General features: G+C 67.7%; 17 protein-coding genes. 10 read left to right on the forward strand and 7 right to left on the reverse strand.

Annotation, left to right across the window (positions count from 1 at the left end; genetic code table 11):
• Positions 1-54 precede the first annotated feature (54 nt).
• The 7 genes from AC07YZ_RS09135 (at position 55) to AC07YZ_RS09165 (ending at position 7,526) form a co-directional block, all read left to right on the forward strand.
• Positions 55-1,245: a substrate-binding domain-containing protein gene (locus AC07YZ_RS09135; protein ID WP_226493482.1), complete on the forward strand. Its 1,191-nt coding sequence runs from the start codon at positions 55-57 to the stop codon at positions 1,243-1,245.
• Between the two features lie 198 nt (positions 1,246-1,443).
• Complete coding sequence (locus AC07YZ_RS09140; RefSeq protein WP_494794516.1) at positions 1,444-2,958, forward strand: extracellular catalytic domain type 2 short-chain-length polyhydroxyalkanoate depolymerase; 1,515 nt, start codon at positions 1,444-1,446, stop codon at positions 2,956-2,958.
• 25 nt (positions 2,959-2,983) lie between these two features.
• Entirely contained in the window at positions 2,984-3,751 is a 768-nt protein-coding gene (locus AC07YZ_RS09145; protein WP_226493480.1) for an ABC transporter ATP-binding protein, read from the forward strand.
• Positions 3,748-4,563, forward strand: coding sequence for an ABC transporter ATP-binding protein (locus AC07YZ_RS09150; protein ID WP_494794517.1), 816 nt, complete (start codon positions 3,748-3,750; stop codon positions 4,561-4,563). Before AC07YZ_RS09145 ends, AC07YZ_RS09150 begins: the two co-directional genes overlap by 4 nt.
• Positions 4,560-5,546, forward strand: coding sequence for a branched-chain amino acid ABC transporter permease (locus tag AC07YZ_RS09155; protein WP_494794518.1), 987 nt, complete (start codon positions 4,560-4,562; stop codon positions 5,544-5,546). The genes AC07YZ_RS09150 and AC07YZ_RS09155 overlap by 4 nt, the downstream gene beginning before the upstream one ends.
• 13 nt (positions 5,547-5,559) lie before the next feature.
• Positions 5,560-6,660, forward strand: a complete 1,101-nt coding sequence (locus tag AC07YZ_RS09160) for a branched-chain amino acid ABC transporter permease (protein ID WP_494794519.1) — start codon at positions 5,560-5,562, stop codon at positions 6,658-6,660.
• Positions 6,657-7,526 carry an alpha/beta fold hydrolase gene (locus AC07YZ_RS09165; RefSeq protein WP_494794520.1) on the forward strand — a complete coding sequence of 290 codons (870 nt, stop codon included), beginning with the start codon at positions 6,657-6,659 and terminating at the stop codon, positions 7,524-7,526. The genes AC07YZ_RS09160 and AC07YZ_RS09165 overlap by 4 nt, the downstream gene beginning before the upstream one ends.
• Before the next feature lie 90 nt (positions 7,527-7,616).
• On the opposite strand, the gene AC07YZ_RS09170 is transcribed toward AC07YZ_RS09165, so the two are convergent.
• From AC07YZ_RS09170 to hemH, 3 genes are all read right to left on the reverse strand, one after another.
• A complete protein-coding gene (locus AC07YZ_RS09170; protein ID WP_494794521.1) occupies positions 7,617-8,654 on the reverse strand; it encodes a hypothetical protein in 1,038 nt (345 codons plus the stop codon).
• A 194-nt stretch (positions 8,655-8,848) separates the two neighbouring features.
• Entirely contained in the window at positions 8,849-9,424 is a 576-nt protein-coding gene (locus tag AC07YZ_RS09175) for a hypothetical protein (protein ID WP_494794522.1), read from the reverse strand.
• Between the two features lie 214 nt (positions 9,425-9,638).
• Positions 9,639-10,730 (reverse strand): ferrochelatase, encoded by a 1,092-nt coding sequence (gene hemH / locus AC07YZ_RS09180; RefSeq protein ID WP_494794523.1) that lies wholly within the window; start codon positions 10,728-10,730, stop codon positions 9,639-9,641.
• On the opposite strand from hemH, the gene AC07YZ_RS09185 reads away from it, so the two are divergent.
• Together AC07YZ_RS09185 and AC07YZ_RS09190 are read left to right on the forward strand one after the other, a co-directional pair.
• A complete protein-coding gene (locus AC07YZ_RS09185) occupies positions 10,729-11,526 on the forward strand; it encodes an HAD family hydrolase (protein WP_494794524.1) in 798 nt (265 codons plus the stop codon). The two genes, hemH and AC07YZ_RS09185, sit on opposite strands and share 2 nt — an antisense overlap.
• 20 nt (positions 11,527-11,546) lie before the next feature.
• A complete protein-coding gene (locus AC07YZ_RS09190) occupies positions 11,547-12,206 on the forward strand; it encodes a glutathione S-transferase family protein (protein WP_494794525.1) in 660 nt (219 codons plus the stop codon).
• An 18-nt stretch (positions 12,207-12,224) separates the two neighbouring features.
• Here AC07YZ_RS09190 and AC07YZ_RS09195 read toward each other — a convergent pair whose 3' ends face one another.
• The 4 genes from AC07YZ_RS09195 to hpnC all read right to left on the reverse strand — a co-directional run bounded on the left by AC07YZ_RS09195 (position 12,225) and on the right by hpnC (position 17,972).
• Entirely contained in the window at positions 12,225-14,654 is a 2,430-nt protein-coding gene (locus AC07YZ_RS09195) for a Lon protease family protein (protein WP_494794526.1), read from the reverse strand.
• Between the two features lie 77 nt (positions 14,655-14,731).
• Complete coding sequence (hpnE, locus tag AC07YZ_RS09200) at positions 14,732-16,108, reverse strand: hydroxysqualene dehydroxylase HpnE (RefSeq protein ID WP_494794527.1); 1,377 nt, start codon at positions 16,106-16,108, stop codon at positions 14,732-14,734.
• Positions 16,105-16,971, reverse strand: coding sequence for a presqualene diphosphate synthase HpnD (gene hpnD, locus AC07YZ_RS09205; RefSeq protein WP_494794528.1), 867 nt, complete (start codon positions 16,969-16,971; stop codon positions 16,105-16,107). The genes hpnE and hpnD overlap by 4 nt, the downstream gene beginning before the upstream one ends.
• 107 nt (positions 16,972-17,078) lie before the next feature.
• A complete protein-coding gene (hpnC, locus tag AC07YZ_RS09210; protein WP_494794574.1) occupies positions 17,079-17,972 on the reverse strand; it encodes a squalene synthase HpnC in 894 nt (297 codons plus the stop codon).
• A gap of 266 nt (positions 17,973-18,238) precedes the next feature.
• Here hpnC and AC07YZ_RS09215 point away from each other — a divergent pair, with 266 nt between their 5' ends.
• Positions 18,239-19,363 (forward strand): efflux RND transporter periplasmic adaptor subunit, encoded by a 1,125-nt coding sequence (locus AC07YZ_RS09215; RefSeq protein ID WP_494794529.1) that lies wholly within the window; start codon positions 18,239-18,241, stop codon positions 19,361-19,363.
• Positions 19,364-19,369 lie beyond the last annotated feature (6 nt).

Here is a 19,369-nt window from a genome sequence, read left to right on the forward strand (position 1 = left end):
AATGTGAAAGACACGGCGCCACGCGCTGTGACACTTCCAACCAGGAGACAAGACATGCACCACACCACCCGCCGCCTGGCGGTCATCGCGCTCGCCTGCACCGCCACTTTGGGCTTTGCCCAGTCGAACAAAGGCGAGATCCGCATCGCCCACGTCTACGACAAGACCGGCCCGCTCGAAGCCTATGCCAAGCAGACCCACACGGGCCTGATGATGGGCCTGAACCACGCCACCGGCGGCACGATGATGGTGGGCGGCAAGAAGCTGGTGGTGATCGAAAAAGACAGCCAGTTCAAGCCCGACGTGGGCAAGGCCCAGCTGGCCGCCGCCTTCGCCGACGACAAGGCCGACATCGCCGTGGGCCCGACCGGCTCGGGCGTGGCGCTGGCCATGCTGCCGGTGGCCGAGGAGTACAAGAAGATCCTGCTGGTGGAGCCGGCCGTGGCCGACTCCATCACCGGCGACAAGTGGAACAAGTACATCTTCCGCACCGGGCGCAACAGCAGCCAGGACGCGATCTCCAACGCGGTGGCGCTGGACAAGGCCGGCGTGAGCATCGCCACCCTGGCGCAGGACTACGCGTTCGGCCGTGACGGCGTGAAGGCCTTCAAGGACGCGGTCAAGACCGCCAAGATCGTGCACGAGGAATACCTGCCGACCACCACCACCGACTTCACCGCCGGTGCGCAGCGCCTGATCGACAAGCTCAAGGACCTGCCGGGCCGCAAGGTGATCTTCATCATCTGGGCCGGCGCGGGCAACCCGTTCAAGATCGCCGACCTCGACCTCAAGCGCTACAACATCGAGATCGCCACCGGCGGCAACATCCTGCCGGCCATGGCCAACTACAAGAACTTCCCCGGCATGGAGGGTGCCACGTACTACTACTTCGGAATCCCGAAGAACCCGGTCAACGACGCCATGGTGGCCCAGCACTACAGCCAGTTCAAGAGCCCGCCCGACTTCTTCACCGCCGGCGGCTTCAGCGCCGCGATGGCGGTGGTGACCGCGCTCAAGAAGACCAATGGCGACACCAAGACCGACACACTGATCAAGGCCATGGAAGGCATGAGCTTCGAGACGCCCAAGGGCACGATGACCTTCCGCAAGGAAGACCACCAGGCGATGCAGAGCATGTACCACTTCAAGATCAAGGTGGACCCGGCCTTCCCGTGGGGCGTGCCTGAACTCGTGCGCGAGATCAAGCCGGCGGACATGGATGTGCCCATTCGGAACAAGCGCTGAAAGCGCTTGACCCCCTGCGCTGCTGACGCAGCTTCCCCCTGAGAGGGGGACAACACGAGCGGCCCGGCGGAGCCGGTTCCGCCGTGTTCCTGGAAGGGGTACGTGCGCGCCGGCGCCTTCTTTTCCGTTCACTGAGGAACCCCTGGGCACACAGGGGCCGGAGATGTTTCGTCCGAAAACACCCCAGGAGACAAACCCATGAGCTTCCAGCCGCTTCGTTCGCTTGCCGTTTTTGCCACGCTCTCTGCGATTTCTGCCAGCACCGCATTCGCTGCCATCAACCTGCCCGCCTACAACGTGGACACCAGCCAGACCACGGTCTCCGGCCTGTCCTCGGGGGGCTTCATGGCCAACCAGCTGGGCATCGCCTACTCGTCGCTGTTCAAGGGCGTGGGCGTGTTCGCGGCCGGCCCCTACATGTGCGCGGGCCTGAGCAATTACACGGCCTGCATGTACAACGCCAGCATTTCGAGCACGGCGCTGACCAACATGCAGAACCGCATCGACAGCTACAGCGCCAGCGGCGCGATCGACAACAAGTCGAACATCGCCGGCCAGAAGGTGTACCTGTTCATCGGCACCAGCGACACCACGGTGGGCCAGAACCCCGTCACCGCGCTCAAGACGCAGTACACCAACAACGGCGTGGTGGCGACCAACATGGAACATGTGGTGCGCGGCAGCGCGGCCCACACCTTTCCCACCGACTTCGACAGCACGGGCAACAACGCCTGCGGCAGTGCCGCATCGCCCTACATCAGCAACTGCGGCTACGACGGCGCCAAGGCCGTGCTGCAGAAGTTCTACGGCACCCTGAACCCGCGCAACAACGCGCCCGCGGCCGGCAATTACATCGAATTCAACCAGAGCGAGTTCGTCAACACCCCGGGCATGGCGGCCACGGGCTGGGCCTATGTGCCGGCCAACTGCGCCAGCGGCAGCCAGTGCAAGCTGCACGTGGCGCTGCACGGCTGCCAGCAGAGCACCGACAAGATCGGCGACAAGTTCGTGAAGAACACCGGCTACAGCCGCTGGGCCGACACCAACAGCATCATCGTGCTGTTCCCCCAGACGAAGATCGACAACACCAGCCGCAGCACGGCGGCCAGCGGCTCGCTGGCCAACCCCAACGCCTGCTGGGACTGGATCGGCTGGTACGGCGGCAACTTCGCCCAGAAGGCCGGCACGCAGATGGCCGCCATCAAGGCCATGGTGGACCGCGTGTCCTCGGGTTCGGGCGGCGGCGGTGGCACCCCGGCGCTGGCGGCGCCCACCGGCGTGGCGGCGTCCAACCCGACCGACACCACCATGACCATCACCTGGAACGCCGTGAGCGGCGCCGACAGCTACAACGTGTACCGCAACGCCAACAAGACCAACGCACTGCCGATCATGGGCACCAGCTTCACCGACTCGGGCCTTGCCGCTGCCACGCAGTACAGCTGGACGGTGCGCGCGGCGGACGAAGAGGGCGTGGAAGGCGCGGTGTCCACGGCGGCCCTGGGCACCACCACGGGCAGCGCGCCGCCGCCCGCCACCTGCTACACGGCCAGCAACTACGCCCACACCACGGCGGGTCGCGCCCACCAGTCGGGCGGCTACACCTACGCGAACGGGTCCAACCAGAACATGGGCCTGTGGAACGTCTTCATCACCACCACGCTGAAGATGACCGGCAGCAACTATTACGACGTCATCGGCACCTGCCCCTGACGCAACGGACCACCCCAAGGAGATCATGAGCCAGCTATCCACCCAGGACCTGACCGTCCGCTTCGGCGGCCACGTGGCGGTCAACCGCGTGACCTGTGCTTTTCAGCCCGGCACGCTGACCGCCATCGTCGGCCCCAACGGCGCGGGCAAGACGACCTACTTCAACCTCATCTCGGGGCAGATCCGGGCCTCCGCGGGCAGCGTTCATCTCAACGGGGTGGACATCTCGGCGCTGGGTGCGCCGGCGCGCGCGCAGGCGGGTCTGGGCCGCGCGTTCCAGCTCACCAACCTGTTTCCCAACCTCACGGTGCGCGAGAACGTGCGCCTGGCGGTGCAGGCGAGGGCGGGCGCGGGCCTGAACCTCTGGCGCATCTGGAGCGACCGCAAGGACCTGATGGTGCGGGCCGACGAGGTGCTGCACGCCGTGGCGCTGGCCGACAAGGGCGACGCGCTGGCGTCCAGCCTGCCGCACGGCGACCAGCGCAAGCTGGAGGTGGGCATCCTCATGGCGCTGGAGCCGCAGGTGTTCATGTTCGACGAACCCACGGCCGGCATGAGCGTGGACGAGGTACCGGTGATCCTGAACCTGATCCGCCAGCTCAAGGCCGACAAGACCAAGACCATCCTGCTGGTCGAACACAAGATGGACGTGGTGCGGGAACTCTCCGACCGCATCATCGTGCTGCACAACGGCGAGCTGGTGGCCGACGGCGACCCGGCCACCGTCATCGCTTCGCCGGTGGTGCAGCAGGCCTACCTGGGCATCAACCCAACCGAAGAGGAGCTGGCATGAACGACCAAGGCCAGCGCGGAACCGGCTTTGCCGGGCCGCAGGTGGCGCCCCCCTGGGGGGGTGACGCCGCAGGCGGCGCGGGGGGGCTTCTTGCCCTTCAAGGGGTGCACACCCACATCGGCGCGTACCACATCCTGCACGGCGTGGACCTCACCGTGCCCACCGGGCAGCTGACCATGCTGCTCGGCCGCAACGGCGCGGGCAAGACCACCACGCTGCGCACCATCATGGGCCTGTGGCATGCGAGCCAGGGCACGGTGGTGCTCGACGGCGAGGACATCACGCAGAAGCCCACGCCCGACATCGCGCACAGCGGCGTGGCCTACGTGCCCGAGAGCATGGGCATCTTCTCGGACCTCTCGGTGCGCGAAAACATGCTGCTGGCCGCGCGCGGCGCGCGCACGCTGGACGACATCGACACCACGCGGCTGGAATGGATCTTCGGCCTGTTCCCGGCCATGAAAAAGTTCTGGACCCACCCGGCCGGCAAGCTGTCCGGCGGGCAGAAGCAGATGCTGGCGGTGTCGCGCGCCATCGTCGAGCCGCGCAAGCTGCTGTTGATCGACGAGCCCAGCAAGGGCCTGGCGCCCGCCATCATCCAGAACATGATCGAAGCCTTCCGCCAGCTCAAGGCGGCGCAGACCACGATCCTGCTGGTGGAGCAGAACTTCAACTTCGCCAGACAGCTGGGCGACACGGTGGCCGTGATGGACGACGGGCGCGTGGTGCACAGCGGCTCCATGGCCGAGCTGGCTGCCGATGAATCGATGCAGTCGCGTCTGCTGGGCCTCTCACTCGGAGCGCATCAATGAGCCTTTTCAAAGATCTCGACTGGAAACCCATGGCCCTGGTGCCGGTGCTCGCGCTGGCCGCCTTGCCCGCCATCGGCAGCCCCTCCACCTGGCTCACGCTCACGGTGGCCGGGCTGGCCATGGGCATGATCGTCTTCATCATCGCTTCGGGCCTCACCCTGGTGTTCGGCCTGATGGACGTGCTGAACTTCGGCCACGGCGTGTTCATCGCGCTCGGCGCCTTTGTGGCCACGACGGTGCTCGCGAGCATGGGGAGCTACACCACGGCCGACAGCCTGTGGCTGAACCTGCTCGCGCTGTTGCCCGCGATGCTGGTGGCGATGGCGGTGGCGGGTGCGCTGGGCCTGGTGTTCGAGCGCCTGATCATCCGGCCGGTCTATGGCATGCACCTGAAGCAGATCCTCATCACCATGGGCGGCATGATCATCGGCGAGGAACTGATCAAGGTGATCTGGGGGCCCGAGCAGATCCCGCTGCCGCTGCCCGAGGCACTGCGGGGCGCGGTGCTCATGGGCGATGCCGCGGTGGAGAAATACCGGCTGCTGGCGGTGCTGGTGGGCGCGGCGGTTTTCGCCGCCATGGTCTGGACGCTCAACCGCACCAAGGTCGGCCTGCTGATCCGCGCCGGCGTGCAGGACCGCGAGATGGTCGAGTCGCTGGGCTACCGCATCAAGCGCCTGTTCGTCGGCGTGTTCGTGGCCGGCAGCGCGCTGGCCGGCCTGGGTGGGGTGATGTGGGGCCTGTACCAGCAGAGCGTGACGCCGCAGATGGGTGCGCAGGTCAACGTGCTGATCTTCATCGTCATCATCATCGGCGGCCTGGGCTCCACGCTGGGCGCGCTGATCGGCGCGCTGCTGGTGGGCCTGATGGCCAACTACACCGGCTTCCTGGTGCCCAAGGTGGCGCTGTTCTCCAACATCGCCTTGATGGTGGCCATTCTCTTGTGGCGCCCCCAAGGTGTTTACCCGGTCACGAACCGTTGAGCAGGAGGATTTGATGCTTTACCGAATCCTCTCCAACGACCTCCCGCGCAGCCGCTGGCTCGCCGCGCTGCTGGTCATCCTGTTCCTCGGCCTGGCGTTCGCGCCTTTCCTGTTCCCGGGCGTGAAGGCGCTCAACGTGGCGGCCAAGGTGCTGGTGTTCGTGGCCCTGGTGGCCAGCTTCGACCTGCTGCTGGGCTACACCGGCATCGTGAGCTTTGCCCACACCATGTTCTTCGGCATCGGGGCCTACGGCGTGGCGATCGCGCTCAACGCGGTCGAAGAACCGTCGTGGGGTGCGATCGCGCTGGGGGTGATCTGCGCGCTGCTGGTGTCGCTGGTGCTGTCGCTCATGATCGGGCTGTTCTCGTTGCGGGTGCGCGCGATCTTCTTCGCCATGATCACGCTCGCGGTGGCCTCGGCCTTTCTCACGCTGGCCTCGCAGCTGTCGGACTTCACCGGGGGTGAAGACGGCCTGAGCTTCAGCGTGCCCGAGCTGCTGTCGCCCGGTTTCACGCTGACCGAAGAGCCGCTGGTCACGCCGCTGGGCGAGGTCGATCTGAACGGCAAGCTGATCACCTACTACCTGATCTTCGTCAGCGTCTGCGCCATCTTCCTCACCATCCTGCGCATCGTGAACTCGCCCTTCGGCCGCGTGCTGCAGGCGATCCGCGAAAACGACTTCCGGGCCGAGGCGCTGGGCTACCGCACCGTCGTCTACCGCACGCTGTCCAACGTGCTCTCGGCCGCCTTCGCCACGCTGGCGGGCTGCCTGCTCGCGCTCTGGCTGCGCTACAACGGGCCCGACACCTCGCTCTCGTTCGAGATCATGTTGGACATCCTGCTCATCGTCGTCATCGGCGGCATGGGCACGCTCTACGGCGCGCTGATCGGCAGCGTGCTGTTTGTGCTGGCGCAGAGCTACCTGCAGGACCTGCTGCGCCTGGCCGGCGAGGCCACCACGGGCATTCCATTGCTGCCGGCCCTGCTCACGCCCGACCGCTGGCTGCTCTGGATGGGCGTGCTGTTCGTGCTCTCGGTCTACTACTTTCCGACAGGCATTGTGGGCAAGCTCAGGGAGCGCGCCGTTCTCGCCCGATTGAAAGGCATGAAATGAACAACGCCGCTGTGATTCCCCAGTCGCGCTACCTCCCGTGTGAAGGCCGCGAGATCCATTTCATGGACTGGGCGCCCGCGCCCGGCGTGCCCGAAAGCACGCCCGTGGTCGCCTGGCACGGCCTGGCGCGCACCGGGCGCGACATGGACCCGCTGGCCGCGCACCTGAGCGGCCTGGGGCACCGCGTGATCTGCCCCGACACCATCGGTCGCGGCCTGTCCGAGTGGAGCCCGAACCCGAAGGCGGAGTACTGCCTGGACTTCTATGCCCGCATCGCCACGGCGCTGGTGGACCAGCTCGGGCTGGAGACCTTTCACTGGGTCGGCACCTCCATGGGCGGCGCCATCGGCATGGTCTGCGCGGCCGGTCCGCTGCAGGGCCGCGTCCAGCGCCTGGTGCTCAACGACATCGGCCCTAAGCTGGCCGACGCGGCGGTCGAGCGCATCCGCAGCTACGCGGGCAACCCGGCCAGCTTTGCCACGGTGGGCGAGCTGGAGCAGTACTTCCGCACCATCTACAAACCCTACGGTTTTCTGAGCGACGCGCAGTGGAAGCTGCTCACCGAGAGCTCCACCCGCCGCCTGCCCAACGGCCGCGTGACGCCGCACTACGACCCGACCATGGTGATGCAGTTCACCCACCACCCGGCCGACTACGAGCTGTGGGATGCCTACGACCGCATCGACATCCCGGTGCTGTGCCTGCGCGGCGCGGACTCGGACCTGCTGCTGGCCGACACCGCCGAAGCCATGCGCGACCGCGGGCCGCGCGCGCTGGTGGTGACGATTGCCGACTGCGGGCATGCGCCGGCGCTGAATGTGCCGGAGCAGCTGGATCTGGTCAGTCGGTTTTTGGCGGGGCAGTGAGGCGGGGGAGAGGCGTTGTTAGTTAACAACGCCTCGTTTCATAGCAGTTGCTCATGTCTTCGCGTCGAACAGACCCGGTCCCCCCATTGGTCAGTGTGACCCTAATACTTGGCTAAGTTGTTGCTGCTCTTCGGCGGAAGCGGACGGGCGTTTGACGGCCGTGGTCAAAGCGATGCGCAGGTTGGGCGTAAGTTCAACATCGCCGCTGCTCACCGCATTCAGTGTTTCTCGGACCAACTCGCTATCGACGCCTTTCGACAGTTGCATGATGGCAATGTTGGAAGCTTCCGCAGGTGTGCTCATGCGATAGAGCTTCTGGACGGCAAGTGCCCGTACCACTTCGCTGTCCTTGTTTTCCGCCAGTTGATTCAAAAGCGAGATGGCATCACTTCGAAGATTGGCGGTATTACCATTTCTCCAATCCTCGAGCGAGGAGCCAATGAAGTTCAGTCGCGCGACGGCGGTTCGCTCATCGGTTTGCGAACCCTCCTTCAAATCGGCCAACGCTCGGTCAACAACCTCCATGGGCGCCTGGCCTGGCAAGTTGAAGTAAGTCTCATACATCTCTGCAAACTTGGCTTCGCTCTTGTTTTCCCAGATGGAGTTCGCCTCTTGCAACACGATGCTCCGGCCAGCCGGTGACACTACCAGCAGCGACCGAAGCATGTCGCGCTCCATGCCCCGTTCGCCCGGCATGTTGTGATAGAACTGTTCCACCACTTTGGTGACCGCGGGGTTGCTCTCGATCGAAGCCAGGAGCCGAGCTTGGAGTTCATCAACCTCCGTCGAAGACAGGTCTTCCAGCTTCATCACCTTGTCAAAGAAGGCCCGTAAATTCTCGGCTGCCTCTTCCGGAGTGAATGGATTGACGGGGGTGTCATCAGCGGAGGCGACGGCCAGCGACGCTTGGGCGGCGCCCGCATCGGTAGGCAAAAGAGTCTGAGTCTGCGCGCGGAGGGCGGGCGTCTGACCGCTGGTGCTGCTTGCCTCAGGCGCTTCGGCCTTGTCCCCTTCATACTCGCCGCGAGCAACAAAGTACACCCCGGCCACGATCAACAGACATAGACACCCGACGACGACCGCGTTCGCTGGCATCCGGGGTGAAGAAAAATAGATATTGGAAGACACAACAATCCTCGGGGAGTGGAGCGTTGTGTGAATGGCGAAAGAGCAGCCGAACACACAACCCTACCGACCGCAAATAAACAAGCTGGTCAAGCCATGGCTAACCTGCGATGCAGGTCTCGGCATCCGATCAGCAGCAGGCACCGCCTATGAACCTTTGTTCAAAGACAGTGCCCTTACGATGGCGCGGTGGGCGCTTAGATCTTGTTGTACTGGCAGCTACTACCCCGCCACTCCGGCAAATAGCCATCACGGTCGTAACTTCCGCCTACATAGGTGCAACGCCAACCCGAACCACCCATCCAATCAGACCTCCAGCCTGCGGGGCAGCTCGACCTCAGCGTCAGGTAATTTTCCCCACCAACCACATGAATCTTGCCCCAGCGCTTGCTGAAGTTGACAACCGCGCGGCCCTTGTAACCCCGGTTGGGGGCGCAGGTGATGGTTTCACTTCGATTGTTGCAAGCCGACCAAGAGCGGTTGTACCCGCCGGAGATGCTCATACCGCCGACCTTGGGCGGGCTCCAACTGGCGCCGATGTCGAAGCCATTGGATGTGCATGAGGAACGGCCGGTCGTCAAACTCTTTGATCCGCAGCTGCCACCTTTGTCGCTGAAGCAATAGTGCCAACCCGAGGCATCCAAGTAATATCCCTTCTGGTTCTTGCCAATCCAGCCCTTGAACTGAGTAATTACTTCTCCTTCTTTTGCACCGACAAGGCCGCTGAAGGCGGCCATCCAAACAAACACCAAAACTATCTTTATAAATTTCATATGGGGTTCCTGAAAACAAAATAGATTTCTGAAAACGAACGCTTCGATTCCGGTGCAAACACACCATTCATGGGCACTTGCGCCTCAATAGAGGACTGATCGTTAAAGAATTGTTACAGGTATCAACTGAAATGCGTTCCTGAGGAAAACCCTAGTTGAACTCCTCGGGAAGGTCTGCAATGACTCGGGTCGAAATTCGCCAGTTCACCGGACGTCAATCCTTCGACCCCCGCGCCAGCGCCCGCTCCCGGCTCGCCGCCAACGCCATCGGGTCGTCGGCCTGTTTCGTGGGCCAGCCCTGCAGGTGGCGCTCGATGAGCGCGGTCAGGGCGCGGATCCAGTCCGGGCTGTCGTTGAGGCAGTCGATGTAGTTGAACGCCTGGCCACCCGCGTGCAGGAAGGCTTCGCGGGCTTCCATGTTGATCTCTTCCAGCGTTTCCAGGCAGTCGCTGGTGAAGCCGGGGCAGACCACGTCCACGCTCTTCACGCCCTGCTGCGCGAGTGCGATCAGCGTGGGTTCGGTGTAGGGCTCCAGCCATTTGGCCTTGCCAAAGCGCGACTGGAACGTGAGCTTGTAGCGGTCTTTCGCCAGCCCCAGGCGCTCGGCCAGCAGGCGCGCCGTCTTCTGGCACTCGCAGTGGTAGGGGTCGCCCAGCTGCAGGGTGCGCTCGGGCACGCCGTGAAAGCTCATCACCAGTTGATCGGCCTGGCCGTGGTGCATCCAGTGCGCGCGGACCTTTTTGGCCAGGGCTTCGATGTAGCTGGCGTCGTCGTGGTAGCGGTTGATGAAGCGCAGCTCGGGCAGGTGGCGCACCTTCAGGCCCCAGTGCGCCACTGCGTCGAACACGCTGGCGGTGGTGGTGCCGCTGTACTGCGGGTAGGCCGGCACGATCAGCACGCGGGTGGTGCCCTGGGCCTTGAGTTCGTCGAGCACGGCGGGGATGGATGGGTTGCCGTAGCGCATGGCGTAGCGCACCGTCACCTGGTGGCCGCGCTCGCCCAGGTAGCCGCGCAGCAGCGTGGCCTGCCTTTCGGTCCACACCTTGAGTGGTGAGCCCTCGGGCATCCAGATGCTGGCGTACTTCGCGGCCGATTTGGCCGGCCGGGTGCGCAGGATGATCCCGTGCAGGATCAGCCACCAGATCGGCTTGGGGATCTCCACCACGCGGTGGTCGCCCAGGAACTCCGCGAGGTAGCGGCGCAGGGCGGGGGCGGTGGCTTCGTCGGGGGTGCCCAGATTGCACAGCACGATGGCCGTGCGCGCCGCCTGGCCATGGGGGATCGGGGGTTCTTGTTGGAAAGGCATGCGCTATTCTCCCGCACACATGACCGCCGCCACCCCCTCGCCCTCGCAAGCCCTCGAGCGCCACGCCCCAGCGGACGCACTCGCCACCACGGTCGACCTCGGCCTCGACGCGGGCCGTGTGCGCGCCATCACGCTCGATCTGGACGACACGCTCTGGCCGATCTGGCCCGCCATCGCGCGCGCCGAAGACGTGCTGCAGGCCTGGCTGAGCGAGCACGCGCCGGCCACCGCCGCGCTGTGCGCCGCGCCCGGCACGCTGCGCGAATTGCGCAACCAGATGAGCACCACCCGGCCCGATCTGGTACACGACATGAGCGGGCTGCGCCGCGAGTCGATCCGCCTGGTGCTGCAGCGCGCGGGCGACGACCCGGCACTGGCCGAGCCGGCGTTCGAGGTGTTCTTTGCCGAGCGGCACCGCGTGGAGCTGTTCGACGACGCGCTGCCCGCGCTGGAGTGGCTGAGCAGCCGCTACCCGGTGGTGGCGGTGTCCAACGGCAACGCCGACGTGCACCGCGTGGGCATTGGTGCGCATTTCCGGGCCTCGCTCAACGCGCACGGCTTCGGCGCGGCCAAGCCCGACGCCCGTATCTTCCACGCCGCCGCGCAGGCCGCGGGCGTGGACGCCTCGCAGGTACTGCACATCGGGGACGATGCGCACCTCGACGGCGTGGGCGCGCTCCAGGCCGGCATGCAGCTCGCCTGGGTCAATCGAGCCGGGCAAGCGTGGGCACACGCACCGCTGGCGCCCCACATCACCGTGACCGAGCTGCTGGCCCTGTGCCGCGCGCTCGGCTGACCACACCCCATCGTTTCACCATGAGCCTCACCATCCACGGCATTCCCGCCTCGCGTGCGGTGCGCCCGCTCTGGGCCGCGACCGAACTCGGCCTGGATTTCACCCACGTGCCCACGCCCTACCAGGGCGGCGCGACGCGCAGCCCCGGTTTCCTGGCCCTCAACCCCAACGGCCACATCCCGGTGGTGGTCGATCAGCAGCCCCCGGAGCAGGGCGGCGAGATCGTGGTGTGGGAAAGCATGGCCTGCGCGCTCTACATCGCGCGCCACCACGGCCAGCCCGACGGCCACAGCATCACGCCCGCCACCGCGCGCGAAGACGCCGAGGCGCTGCGCTGGAGTTTCTGGGCCGTCAACGAACTCGAAGCCGACGCGCTCACGGTGCTGATGCACCGCATGGCGATGCCGGCCGAGCGGCGCAAGCCCGAGCTGGCCGCCGCTGCCGAAAAACGCCTGACCGTGCCGCTGCGCGTGATCGAGCAGCACCTGCGGCAGCAGCACGAGCGCGGCGAAAGCCATCTGGCGGCGGACCGCTTCACGGTGGCCGACCTGTGTGTGGCCAGCGTGCTGAACTGGGCCAGGCCGGCGCGCGAACTCATGGCCGCGCACCCGCTCACGCACCACTGGGTCCGGCGCTGCGTCGAGCGCCCTGCGCACGTGGCGGTGAAGGCGTCGGGCTGACGGCTCCTGCCGACCCGGTCACGGCCGAGACCGGCGTGACCGCCCCGCCGTCCCGGCGCGCTGGCAGGCGCGGCGGTAGGCCTGCAGGGTCTGCTGCGCGCGCCCGAGCACGCTCTCGGCCGGGTAGTCCACCTCTGCCGCGGGCGCCGCCGGCAGGCCCGAGGGCAGGCCGGTCAGCAGCTCCAGCCCGTCGCTCAGGTGGGCGGCGGTGTGGATGTGGAAGCGGCCCTGTTCCACGGCCTCGATCACGGGGCGCTCCAGCATCAGGTGGCGCAGGTTGCGCGCGGGCATCAGCACGCCCTGGTGGCCGTCCAGGCCCGAGGCTTCGCAGACGCGGAACCAGCCTTCAATCTTTTCGTTGATGCCGCCCACCGGCAGCACCTCGCCGTGCTGGTTGAGCGCGCCCGTGACCGCGATGCCCTGGTTGAGCGGTACACCCGAGAGCGCCGAGAGCACGGCGAACAGCTCGGCGCACGAGGCCGAGTCGCCCTCCACGCCGTGGTACTCCTGCTCGAACACGATGGAGGCGTTGAGCGCCAGCGGTGCCAGGTGCGCGAACAGGGCCGTGAGGTAGCTGTGCAGGATCAGCACGCCCTTGTCGTGGATGGGGCCCGACATCTCGACCTCGCGTTCGATGTTGAGCAAGCCCTGCGTGCCCGCGTGGGTGCGCGCGCTCACGCGCACCGGCAGGCCAAAGCGCCAGTCGCCCAGGTCGATCTGGGTCAGGCCGTTGATCTGGCCCACCTGCTCGCCGTGCAGCGTGATCAGGCGCTCGCCCTCGGCGATGGATTCGCGCAGGCGCTGCTCGGGGTAGTTGTGGCGCTGGCGCCGCGCGTCCAGCGCCGCGTCCACGTCCTTCAGCTCGACCCGGCTGGCGCCGCGCGCGCGGCACATGCCCGCGCTCTCGGCCACCAGGGCCTCGGTGCGCGCGAAGATGGCGCTCTGGCGCGTCTGGTCGTCCACCTGGCGGTGAGCGTCCTCGATCAGGCGGGCCACGGCCGGTGCCGACAGGTGGGGCAGGCCGAGCTTGCGGCAGGTGTGGGCCACGAACAGCGCGCTGGCCGCGCGCGTGTCGTCGCTGGCCGGGAAGCTCTCGGCGAAATCCACCTTGACCCGGAAATGGCGCGCGAATTCGGGGTCGGCCTCCTGCAACGCGTAGTACTCGTCCACCGATCCGATCAGGACCAGCTTGGCCTCCACGTCCACCGCCTCGGGGTGCATCGAGACGGCCGCCATCGGCATCAGCGAGCTGCCGGGCTCCTCGATCTGCACCCGGCCCGAGCGCATGAAGCGGCGCAGCTTTTCCCACACCAGTTCGTCGGCCAGCAGATCGCGCAGGTGCAGCAGCAGAAAACCGCCGTGGGCGCGGATCAGGCTGCCCGCGCGCACGCGGAAGAAGTCGGTCATCATCACGTCCTCTTCGGCCTGGTACTCGATGCGGCCAAAGAGCATGTGGAACACCGGGTTGTCTTCCGCGATCACCGGCGCGCCCGACAGGTCGGCGTTGTCCACCACCAGGTTGACGCGGTAGCCCAGCAGCAGCTGGGCCAGCGCTTCCTGGCGAGCCTCGTCGTCGCTGTCCTGCGCGATGAAGAGTTCGATGTGTTCGAGCACGTCGTGCTGCACCTGGTCAAGGTAGCTCCCGAGCTTGACGGAGTCCTTGATCTGTTTCTTCAGGCTCACCCGGATGTTCTGCAGCTCGTGGTCGAGCAGGGGCTTGACGGTCTGGCGGCGCAGCGCGGCCAGGCCCTCGTTCATCACCCGCAGCATGGGGCGGGTCTTTTCCAGGAAGCGCGCGATCTCGTCGCGCAGCTCCTGTTCGGCCTTGTCGATCTCGGCGCGCCGGTCCTTGGAGAGCGCGCGGGCCTCGGCTTCGGTCAGCGCGGCGCCTTTTTCACCGATGAGGGTGAAGACCAGGTGGCCCGACTCGCGAAACAGGTTGAAGCTGCGTGCCTCGGCGAAGGCGTCGAGTTCGACATAGGCCTTGGCCTCCTCGGCCTGGTAGGCGTTCTGGATGCGCTCGCTCTCGGCCTTGAAGTCCTCGCTGCTCAGGCGCAGCGGAATCTCGCTCTGCAGGAAGCGCGAGAGCTTGCCCATGAGCTGGCGCAGCTCGCGCCCCTGGCCGGCGGGCATGCGCAGGGCGCGCGGGCGCTCGGGGGCGTCGAAGTTGTGCAGGTAACACAGGTCGGGCGGCACCGGGCGCTCGGCGGCCACCGCCTTCGTCAGCTGCCGCAGCAGCGTGGCGCGCCCGCTGCCCACCTCACCCAGCACGAACAGGTTGTAGTCGGGCTGGTCCATCGCCAGGCCGAAGCGCGCGGCGGTTTCGGCGCGTTCCTGGCCGATCCAGGGCAGGGCCCCGGTGGGCAGCGCGGAGGTGTCGTCGAAGCCCAGCGAGGCGGGGTCGATGCGCAGGCTCAGTTGCTCGGGGGCAAGGCGGGTGGTGCTCATGAACAGGGTCCCTTGGGTTCGGTGTGACCATGATGCGCGGATTGGGGCGCCGCGCAAGCGCGGACGTCAAACCGGGATCAGCAGACCCGCGCCACCGCCGCCAGACCGCTGCGCACCGCGCCTTCCAGCGTGGCCGGGTACGGCCCGTCCACATAGTCGCCCGCCGCCCACAGGCCCGGTGCGATGGCCTGCGCCGGGCGCCGCAGGCCGGGGGTGCAGGCGAAGGTGGCGCGTTTTTCCACCACGGTCCGGATCGGCTGCAGCCCGCCCAGGCCGAGCTGGCGCGTCGCCTGCTGCAACACGCGCGCCTGCAGCGCGTCGCGCTCGCCCTCGCTGGCGCTGATCACGAACGCCAGCACGCCCTGCGCGGCCGGGTCCTGCGGGGCGAGCTGGCCGCGGTCGAACACGAATTGCGCCGGAGCCGCCAGGGCGTCGGGCTCGGCGCGCAGTGCAAGCATGGGCGCGGCCAGGCGAACGCCGGGCGCCCAGGCGTAGACGGTGGTGATGGCGGTGAAGTCGAGCGCCGCGGCCTCGCCGGCCCAGGCGCGTAGCCGCTCGGCGGTGTCGGCATCGGGCGTGTGCGACGCGGTCTGCGCCATGGCCTGCGCGGCCGGGCCGGCGGCGGTGGCCCAGATCACCTGGTCAAAGGTTTCGTCGAAAGCCTCGCCCTGGCGCTGGCCGCTCAGGCGCCAGCCGGGGGCCTGGTGCTGCAGGCCCGACACGCGGGCGCCCTCAACAATCCTGGCGGTGGCCGCATGCCGTGTCTGCAGCCAGCGCGCGGCGGCCTGCGGAAACAGGGCGCAGAGATCGGTGCGCGGCAGCAGCAGGCTCGACGCGGCCCAGCCGCCAAAGCCCCGGCCGAACAGGGCGTCGCGCATGACGCGCAGGAACACCTGCGCGCTGGCGTCGCGGGCCGGCAGGTTCAGGGCCGAGACGCACAGCGGTTCGATCAGTTCGTCCATCACGCGCGCGGGCAGCCGGGCGCACAGCGCGGCCACGGTCAGCCCGGGCGCGCAGACGAACCCCCCGGCCTGCCAGCCCAGCGAGGCGCGGATCAGCGCCAGCCGCTCGCCCCAGCGCCAGCCGCGCGCGCTGGCGATGGCGGCCAAAGCGTCGAAGGGCGCGGGCCAGCGCGCGGCCCAGGCGGGGGTCTGCAGGCCACTGCCATCGGGGTAGGGCAGGGCCAGCGGCAGGCACAGCAGCGCCTGCGCCGGATCGGTGCCCACGCGCTGCATCAGCGCCAGGGTTTCGCTGTAGGCGCCGATCAGGATGTGTTGTCCGTTGTCCAGCGTGAGCGGCAGGCCGTCGGGCCGTTGCACATGCAATGCGCGGGCGCGGCCACCGAGGGCTCGGGTCGCCTCGAACACGGTCACGTCGACGCCCGCCTCGGCGGCGGCCACGGCCGCCGCCATGCCGGCCCAGCCCGCACCGACGATGGCCAGCCGTGCGCTCAAAGGCGCCCCAGCGCCTGCACCTTCCACGCCAGCCAGAACTTGCGCAGGGGCGTCAGGCTCACGCGCTGGCTCAGCACCAGCAGCGGATCGGCGGCGATCTCCTGCAACAGGGTGCGGTAGATGCTGGCCATCATCAGGCCCGGCTTCTGCGCGCGGCGGTCGGCTTCGGGCAGCAGGGCCAGGGCCTCGTCGTAGGTCTTCAGGGCGCGTTCGCACTGGAACTGCATCAGCGCGCGAAAGCGCCGCTGGAAGTCGGCCACGTCGGTGCCGGGCGCGGTGCCGCGCTTGAGCAGCTCGTGCGCCTTCACGTCGAAGCGCTGCAGTTCGTTGACCGGCAGGTAGATGCGCCCGCGCGCCGCGTCTTCGCCCACGTCGCGGATGATGTTGGTGAGCTGGAACGCCAGGCCGAGCCGGTGCGCATAGTCGGTGGTCTGCGCCTGCGTCTGGCCGAAGATGCCGGCGGCCACTTCACCCACCACGCCGGCCACCAGGTGGCAGTAGCGCTGCAGGTTGGCGAAGTCGAGGTAGCGGTTCTGGTCCAGGTCCATCTGGCAGCCGTCGATGACGGCGAGCAGGTGGCGGGCCTCGATGCCGAAGTCCGCGGCCTGCGGCATCAGCGCGCGCATCACCGGGTGCTGCGCATGGCCCGCAAAGGACTGGTTCACTTCGTGCTGCCACCAGGCCAGCTTGTTCTGCGCCACGCCCGGGTCGCTCACCTCGTCGACCACGTCGTCCACCTCGCGGCAGAAGGCGTAGAAGGCCGTGATCGCGGCGCGTCGCTCCGGTGGCAGGAAGAGGAAGGCGTAATAAAAGCTGCTGCCCGAGGCAGCGGCTTTTTGCTGGACGTAGTCTTGGGGGGTCATGGGCTCGGGGCAAGGTTGCCTGAGTGTAAACAGGCGCACCGCCGATCCCGCCTTGCGCCTCCCGGGTTGCGTTGAGGCCCCAGCGAGATCACCGACCCGTTCTTGCCTTACCGCATCCAGAGGGCGCGCCACAGCAGGCGGGGCACATCGGACCTGCCCAGCTTGGGCCGGGTCTGCCAGCTGCGGTACTCCCGCTCGGCAATCGCGTCGAGCGTGCGCAGGCCGCCTTGCACCACCAGGCGCAGTTCCCAGCCGGCGCGCCCGGGCACGCGGTGCACCAGCGGGGCGCCCATCTGCATCAGCCCACGGGCCTGGGCGCAGAGTTCGCTGACCAGGGCCTGTTGCGCGCTGGGCCCGGCATGCGCCGGGGCCGGTGCGCCGGGCAGGAAGTCTTCGATCGCCAGCGCGTGGCGTTGCAGGGCGTCGGCCGGCAGGTAATACCGGGCGCGCGGCAGGTCCACGCTCAGGTCCTGCCAAAAGTTGATGAGCTGCAGGGCGCTGCAGATCTGGTCGCTGTGTTGCAGCGAGGCTGCGTCGGTGATGCCGTAGAGGTGCAGCAGCAGGCGGCCCACCGGGTTGGCGGAGAGGCGGCAGTAGTCGAGCAGCTCGGCGGTGCTGGCGTAGCGGTGGCCGCTGGCGGTGTGGCGCACGTCCTGTTCGAACGCGCTGAGCAGGTCGTGCAGCAGGGCGCCGGGCAGGGCGTGTTCGCGCGCCGCCTGGCCCAGCGGACCAAAAATGTGGGGCCAGCGCCCGGTGGTGGGAGCGCCCGGCGGGTCGGCCAGGCAGGCATCGAGCGCCTGCCGGAACGCCGCCAGCTCGGCCAGGCGCTGCTCGGCGCTGGCATCGCCCTCGTCGGCGATGTCGTCGGCGGTGCGCGCGAAGTGGTAGATCGCCATCACGGCCGGGCGCAGGCGCGGCGGGCAGAGCCACGACGCCACGGGGAAGTTCTCGTAGTGCCCCACGCCGGCGGTGAGTGGGGTGGCCTCGCTGGCGGGGGGCATCGGGGAGGGTGTGGGGGTGACCGGGGAGGGCGTGGACATGGGTGGGGGCAGCGGCGTTGCGGAGATGAGCAGCGGTTTATTCCACAAAAGACCCGTTTCGGGCATCGTGGCGGGCGCGATGCGGAGGGCAGAGCCCCTGCATTGAACTACAATTTTTATTACTAACCGGTCAGTCATTAGTAGAATCCGGACCAGGCCGTTTATCCGGCTGTTCGTTTTCCCCGCAGTTCGCCGGCCAATTCCACCCTCGTACGCCCAGTCCGACCATGAAAACACCGCACTTTGCCCTCATCGTGACCGCAGCCCTGGTGCTGTCGGCCTGTTCGCGGCCCGAGGCGCCGCAGCCGCCCGTGCGTTCCGTCAAGTTGATGACCGTGAGCGTGGGCACGGTGAACGCCCGCAGCGAGTACGCGGGCGAGGTCAAGGCGCGGGTGGAGTCGCGGCTGGGCTTTCGGGTGGGGGGCAAGCTGGTGCAGCGCCCGGCCGAGGTCGGGCAACGGGTGCAGGCCGGCCAGTTGCTGGCCCAGCTGGATGCGAGCGACCTGGCGCTGGCCAGCCAGGCTGCGCAGGCGCAGGTGAGTGCGGCGCAGACCCAGCGCGATCTGGCGGCGGCCGACCTGAAGCGGTTCACCGATCTGAAAGCACAGGGTTTCGTGAGCGGTGCGGAAATCGAGCGCCGCCAGGCCACGCTGCAGGCGGCCGAGGCCAGCCTGCGCCAGGCCCGGGCCCAGGGCGCGGTGCAGGGCAACCAAGCCGGTTACGCCCGGCTGCTGGCCGACGGCGCGGGCGTGGTGGTGGCGGTGGAGGCCGAGGCGGGCCAGGTGGTGGCCGCGGGCACGCCGGTGGTGCGCATCGCACGCGACGGTGCCCGCGACGTGGTGTTCGCCGTGCCCGAAGACCAGCTGGCGCAGGTGCGCAGCGGTCAGACGGCGCAGGTGCGCCTGTGGAGCTCCGCATCGGCCGGTGCTGCGGCCACGGCCGGCGCCACGCTCAGCGCCGAGGTGCGGGAGGTGGCGGCCAGCGCCGACCCGGTCACCCGCACCTACCAGGTCAAGCTCTCGCTGCCGGCCGACGCGCAGGCACCGCTGGGCGCCACCGCCCATGTGACGCTGGCCCCCAACGGGCAGAGCGCCGCGCCGGCGGCCATCAAGCTGCCGACCAGCGCGCTGATGCGCTCGACCGAGGGCGACAAACAAGGCAGCGCGGTGTGGCTGTTTGATGCCGCCAGCAGCACGGTGCAGGTGCGCCCGGTGGAGGTGGCCGGCGCCGATGGCAACGACGTGGTGATCGCCGCTGGCCTGAAGCCGGGCGACGAGGTGGTGGCCGCCGGTGTGCATGTGCTGTCGCCGGGCCAGAAGGTCACGCGTTTCACCGGCGCCCGGGTTCAGTGAGCGACG

This window comes from Hydrogenophaga sp. GW101-3F08 (genome assembly GCF_059424585.1).

Bases quoted from the DNA above. Each gene is read 5' to 3' on its own strand.
- AC07YZ_RS09135 (WP_226493482.1), top strand. From the start codon at position 55: ATGCACCACACCACCCGCCGCCTGGCGGTCATCGCGCTCGCCTGCACC.
- AC07YZ_RS09140 (WP_494794516.1), top strand. From the start codon at position 1,444: ATGAGCTTCCAGCCGCTTCGTTCGCTTGCCGTTTTTGCCACGCTCTCT.
- AC07YZ_RS09145 (WP_226493480.1), top strand. From the start codon at position 2,984: ATGAGCCAGCTATCCACCCAGGACCTGACCGTCCGCTTCGGCGGCCAC.
- AC07YZ_RS09150 (WP_494794517.1), top strand. From the start codon at position 3,748: ATGAACGACCAAGGCCAGCGCGGAACCGGCTTTGCCGGGCCGCAGGTG.
- AC07YZ_RS09155 (WP_494794518.1), top strand. From the start codon at position 4,560: ATGAGCCTTTTCAAAGATCTCGACTGGAAACCCATGGCCCTGGTGCCG.
- AC07YZ_RS09160 (WP_494794519.1), top strand. From the start codon at position 5,560: ATGCTTTACCGAATCCTCTCCAACGACCTCCCGCGCAGCCGCTGGCTC.
- AC07YZ_RS09165 (WP_494794520.1), top strand. From the start codon at position 6,657: ATGAACAACGCCGCTGTGATTCCCCAGTCGCGCTACCTCCCGTGTGAA.
- AC07YZ_RS09175 (WP_494794522.1), bottom strand. From the start codon at position 9,424: ATGAAATTTATAAAGATAGTTTTGGTGTTTGTTTGGATGGCCGCCTTC.
- AC07YZ_RS09185 (WP_494794524.1), top strand. From the start codon at position 10,729: ATGCGCTATTCTCCCGCACACATGACCGCCGCCACCCCCTCGCCCTCG.
- hemH (WP_494794523.1), bottom strand. From the start codon at position 10,730: ATGCCTTTCCAACAAGAACCCCCGATCCCCCATGGCCAGGCGGCGCGC.
- AC07YZ_RS09190 (WP_494794525.1), top strand. From the start codon at position 11,547: ATGAGCCTCACCATCCACGGCATTCCCGCCTCGCGTGCGGTGCGCCCG.
- AC07YZ_RS09195 (WP_494794526.1), bottom strand. From the start codon at position 14,654: ATGAGCACCACCCGCCTTGCCCCCGAGCAACTGAGCCTGCGCATCGAC.
- hpnD (WP_494794528.1), bottom strand. From the start codon at position 16,971: ATGACCCCCCAAGACTACGTCCAGCAAAAAGCCGCTGCCTCGGGCAGC.
- hpnC (WP_494794574.1), bottom strand. From the start codon at position 17,972: ATGCCCCCCGCCAGCGAGGCCACCCCACTCACCGCCGGCGTGGGGCAC.
- AC07YZ_RS09215 (WP_494794529.1), top strand. From the start codon at position 18,239: ATGAAAACACCGCACTTTGCCCTCATCGTGACCGCAGCCCTGGTGCTG.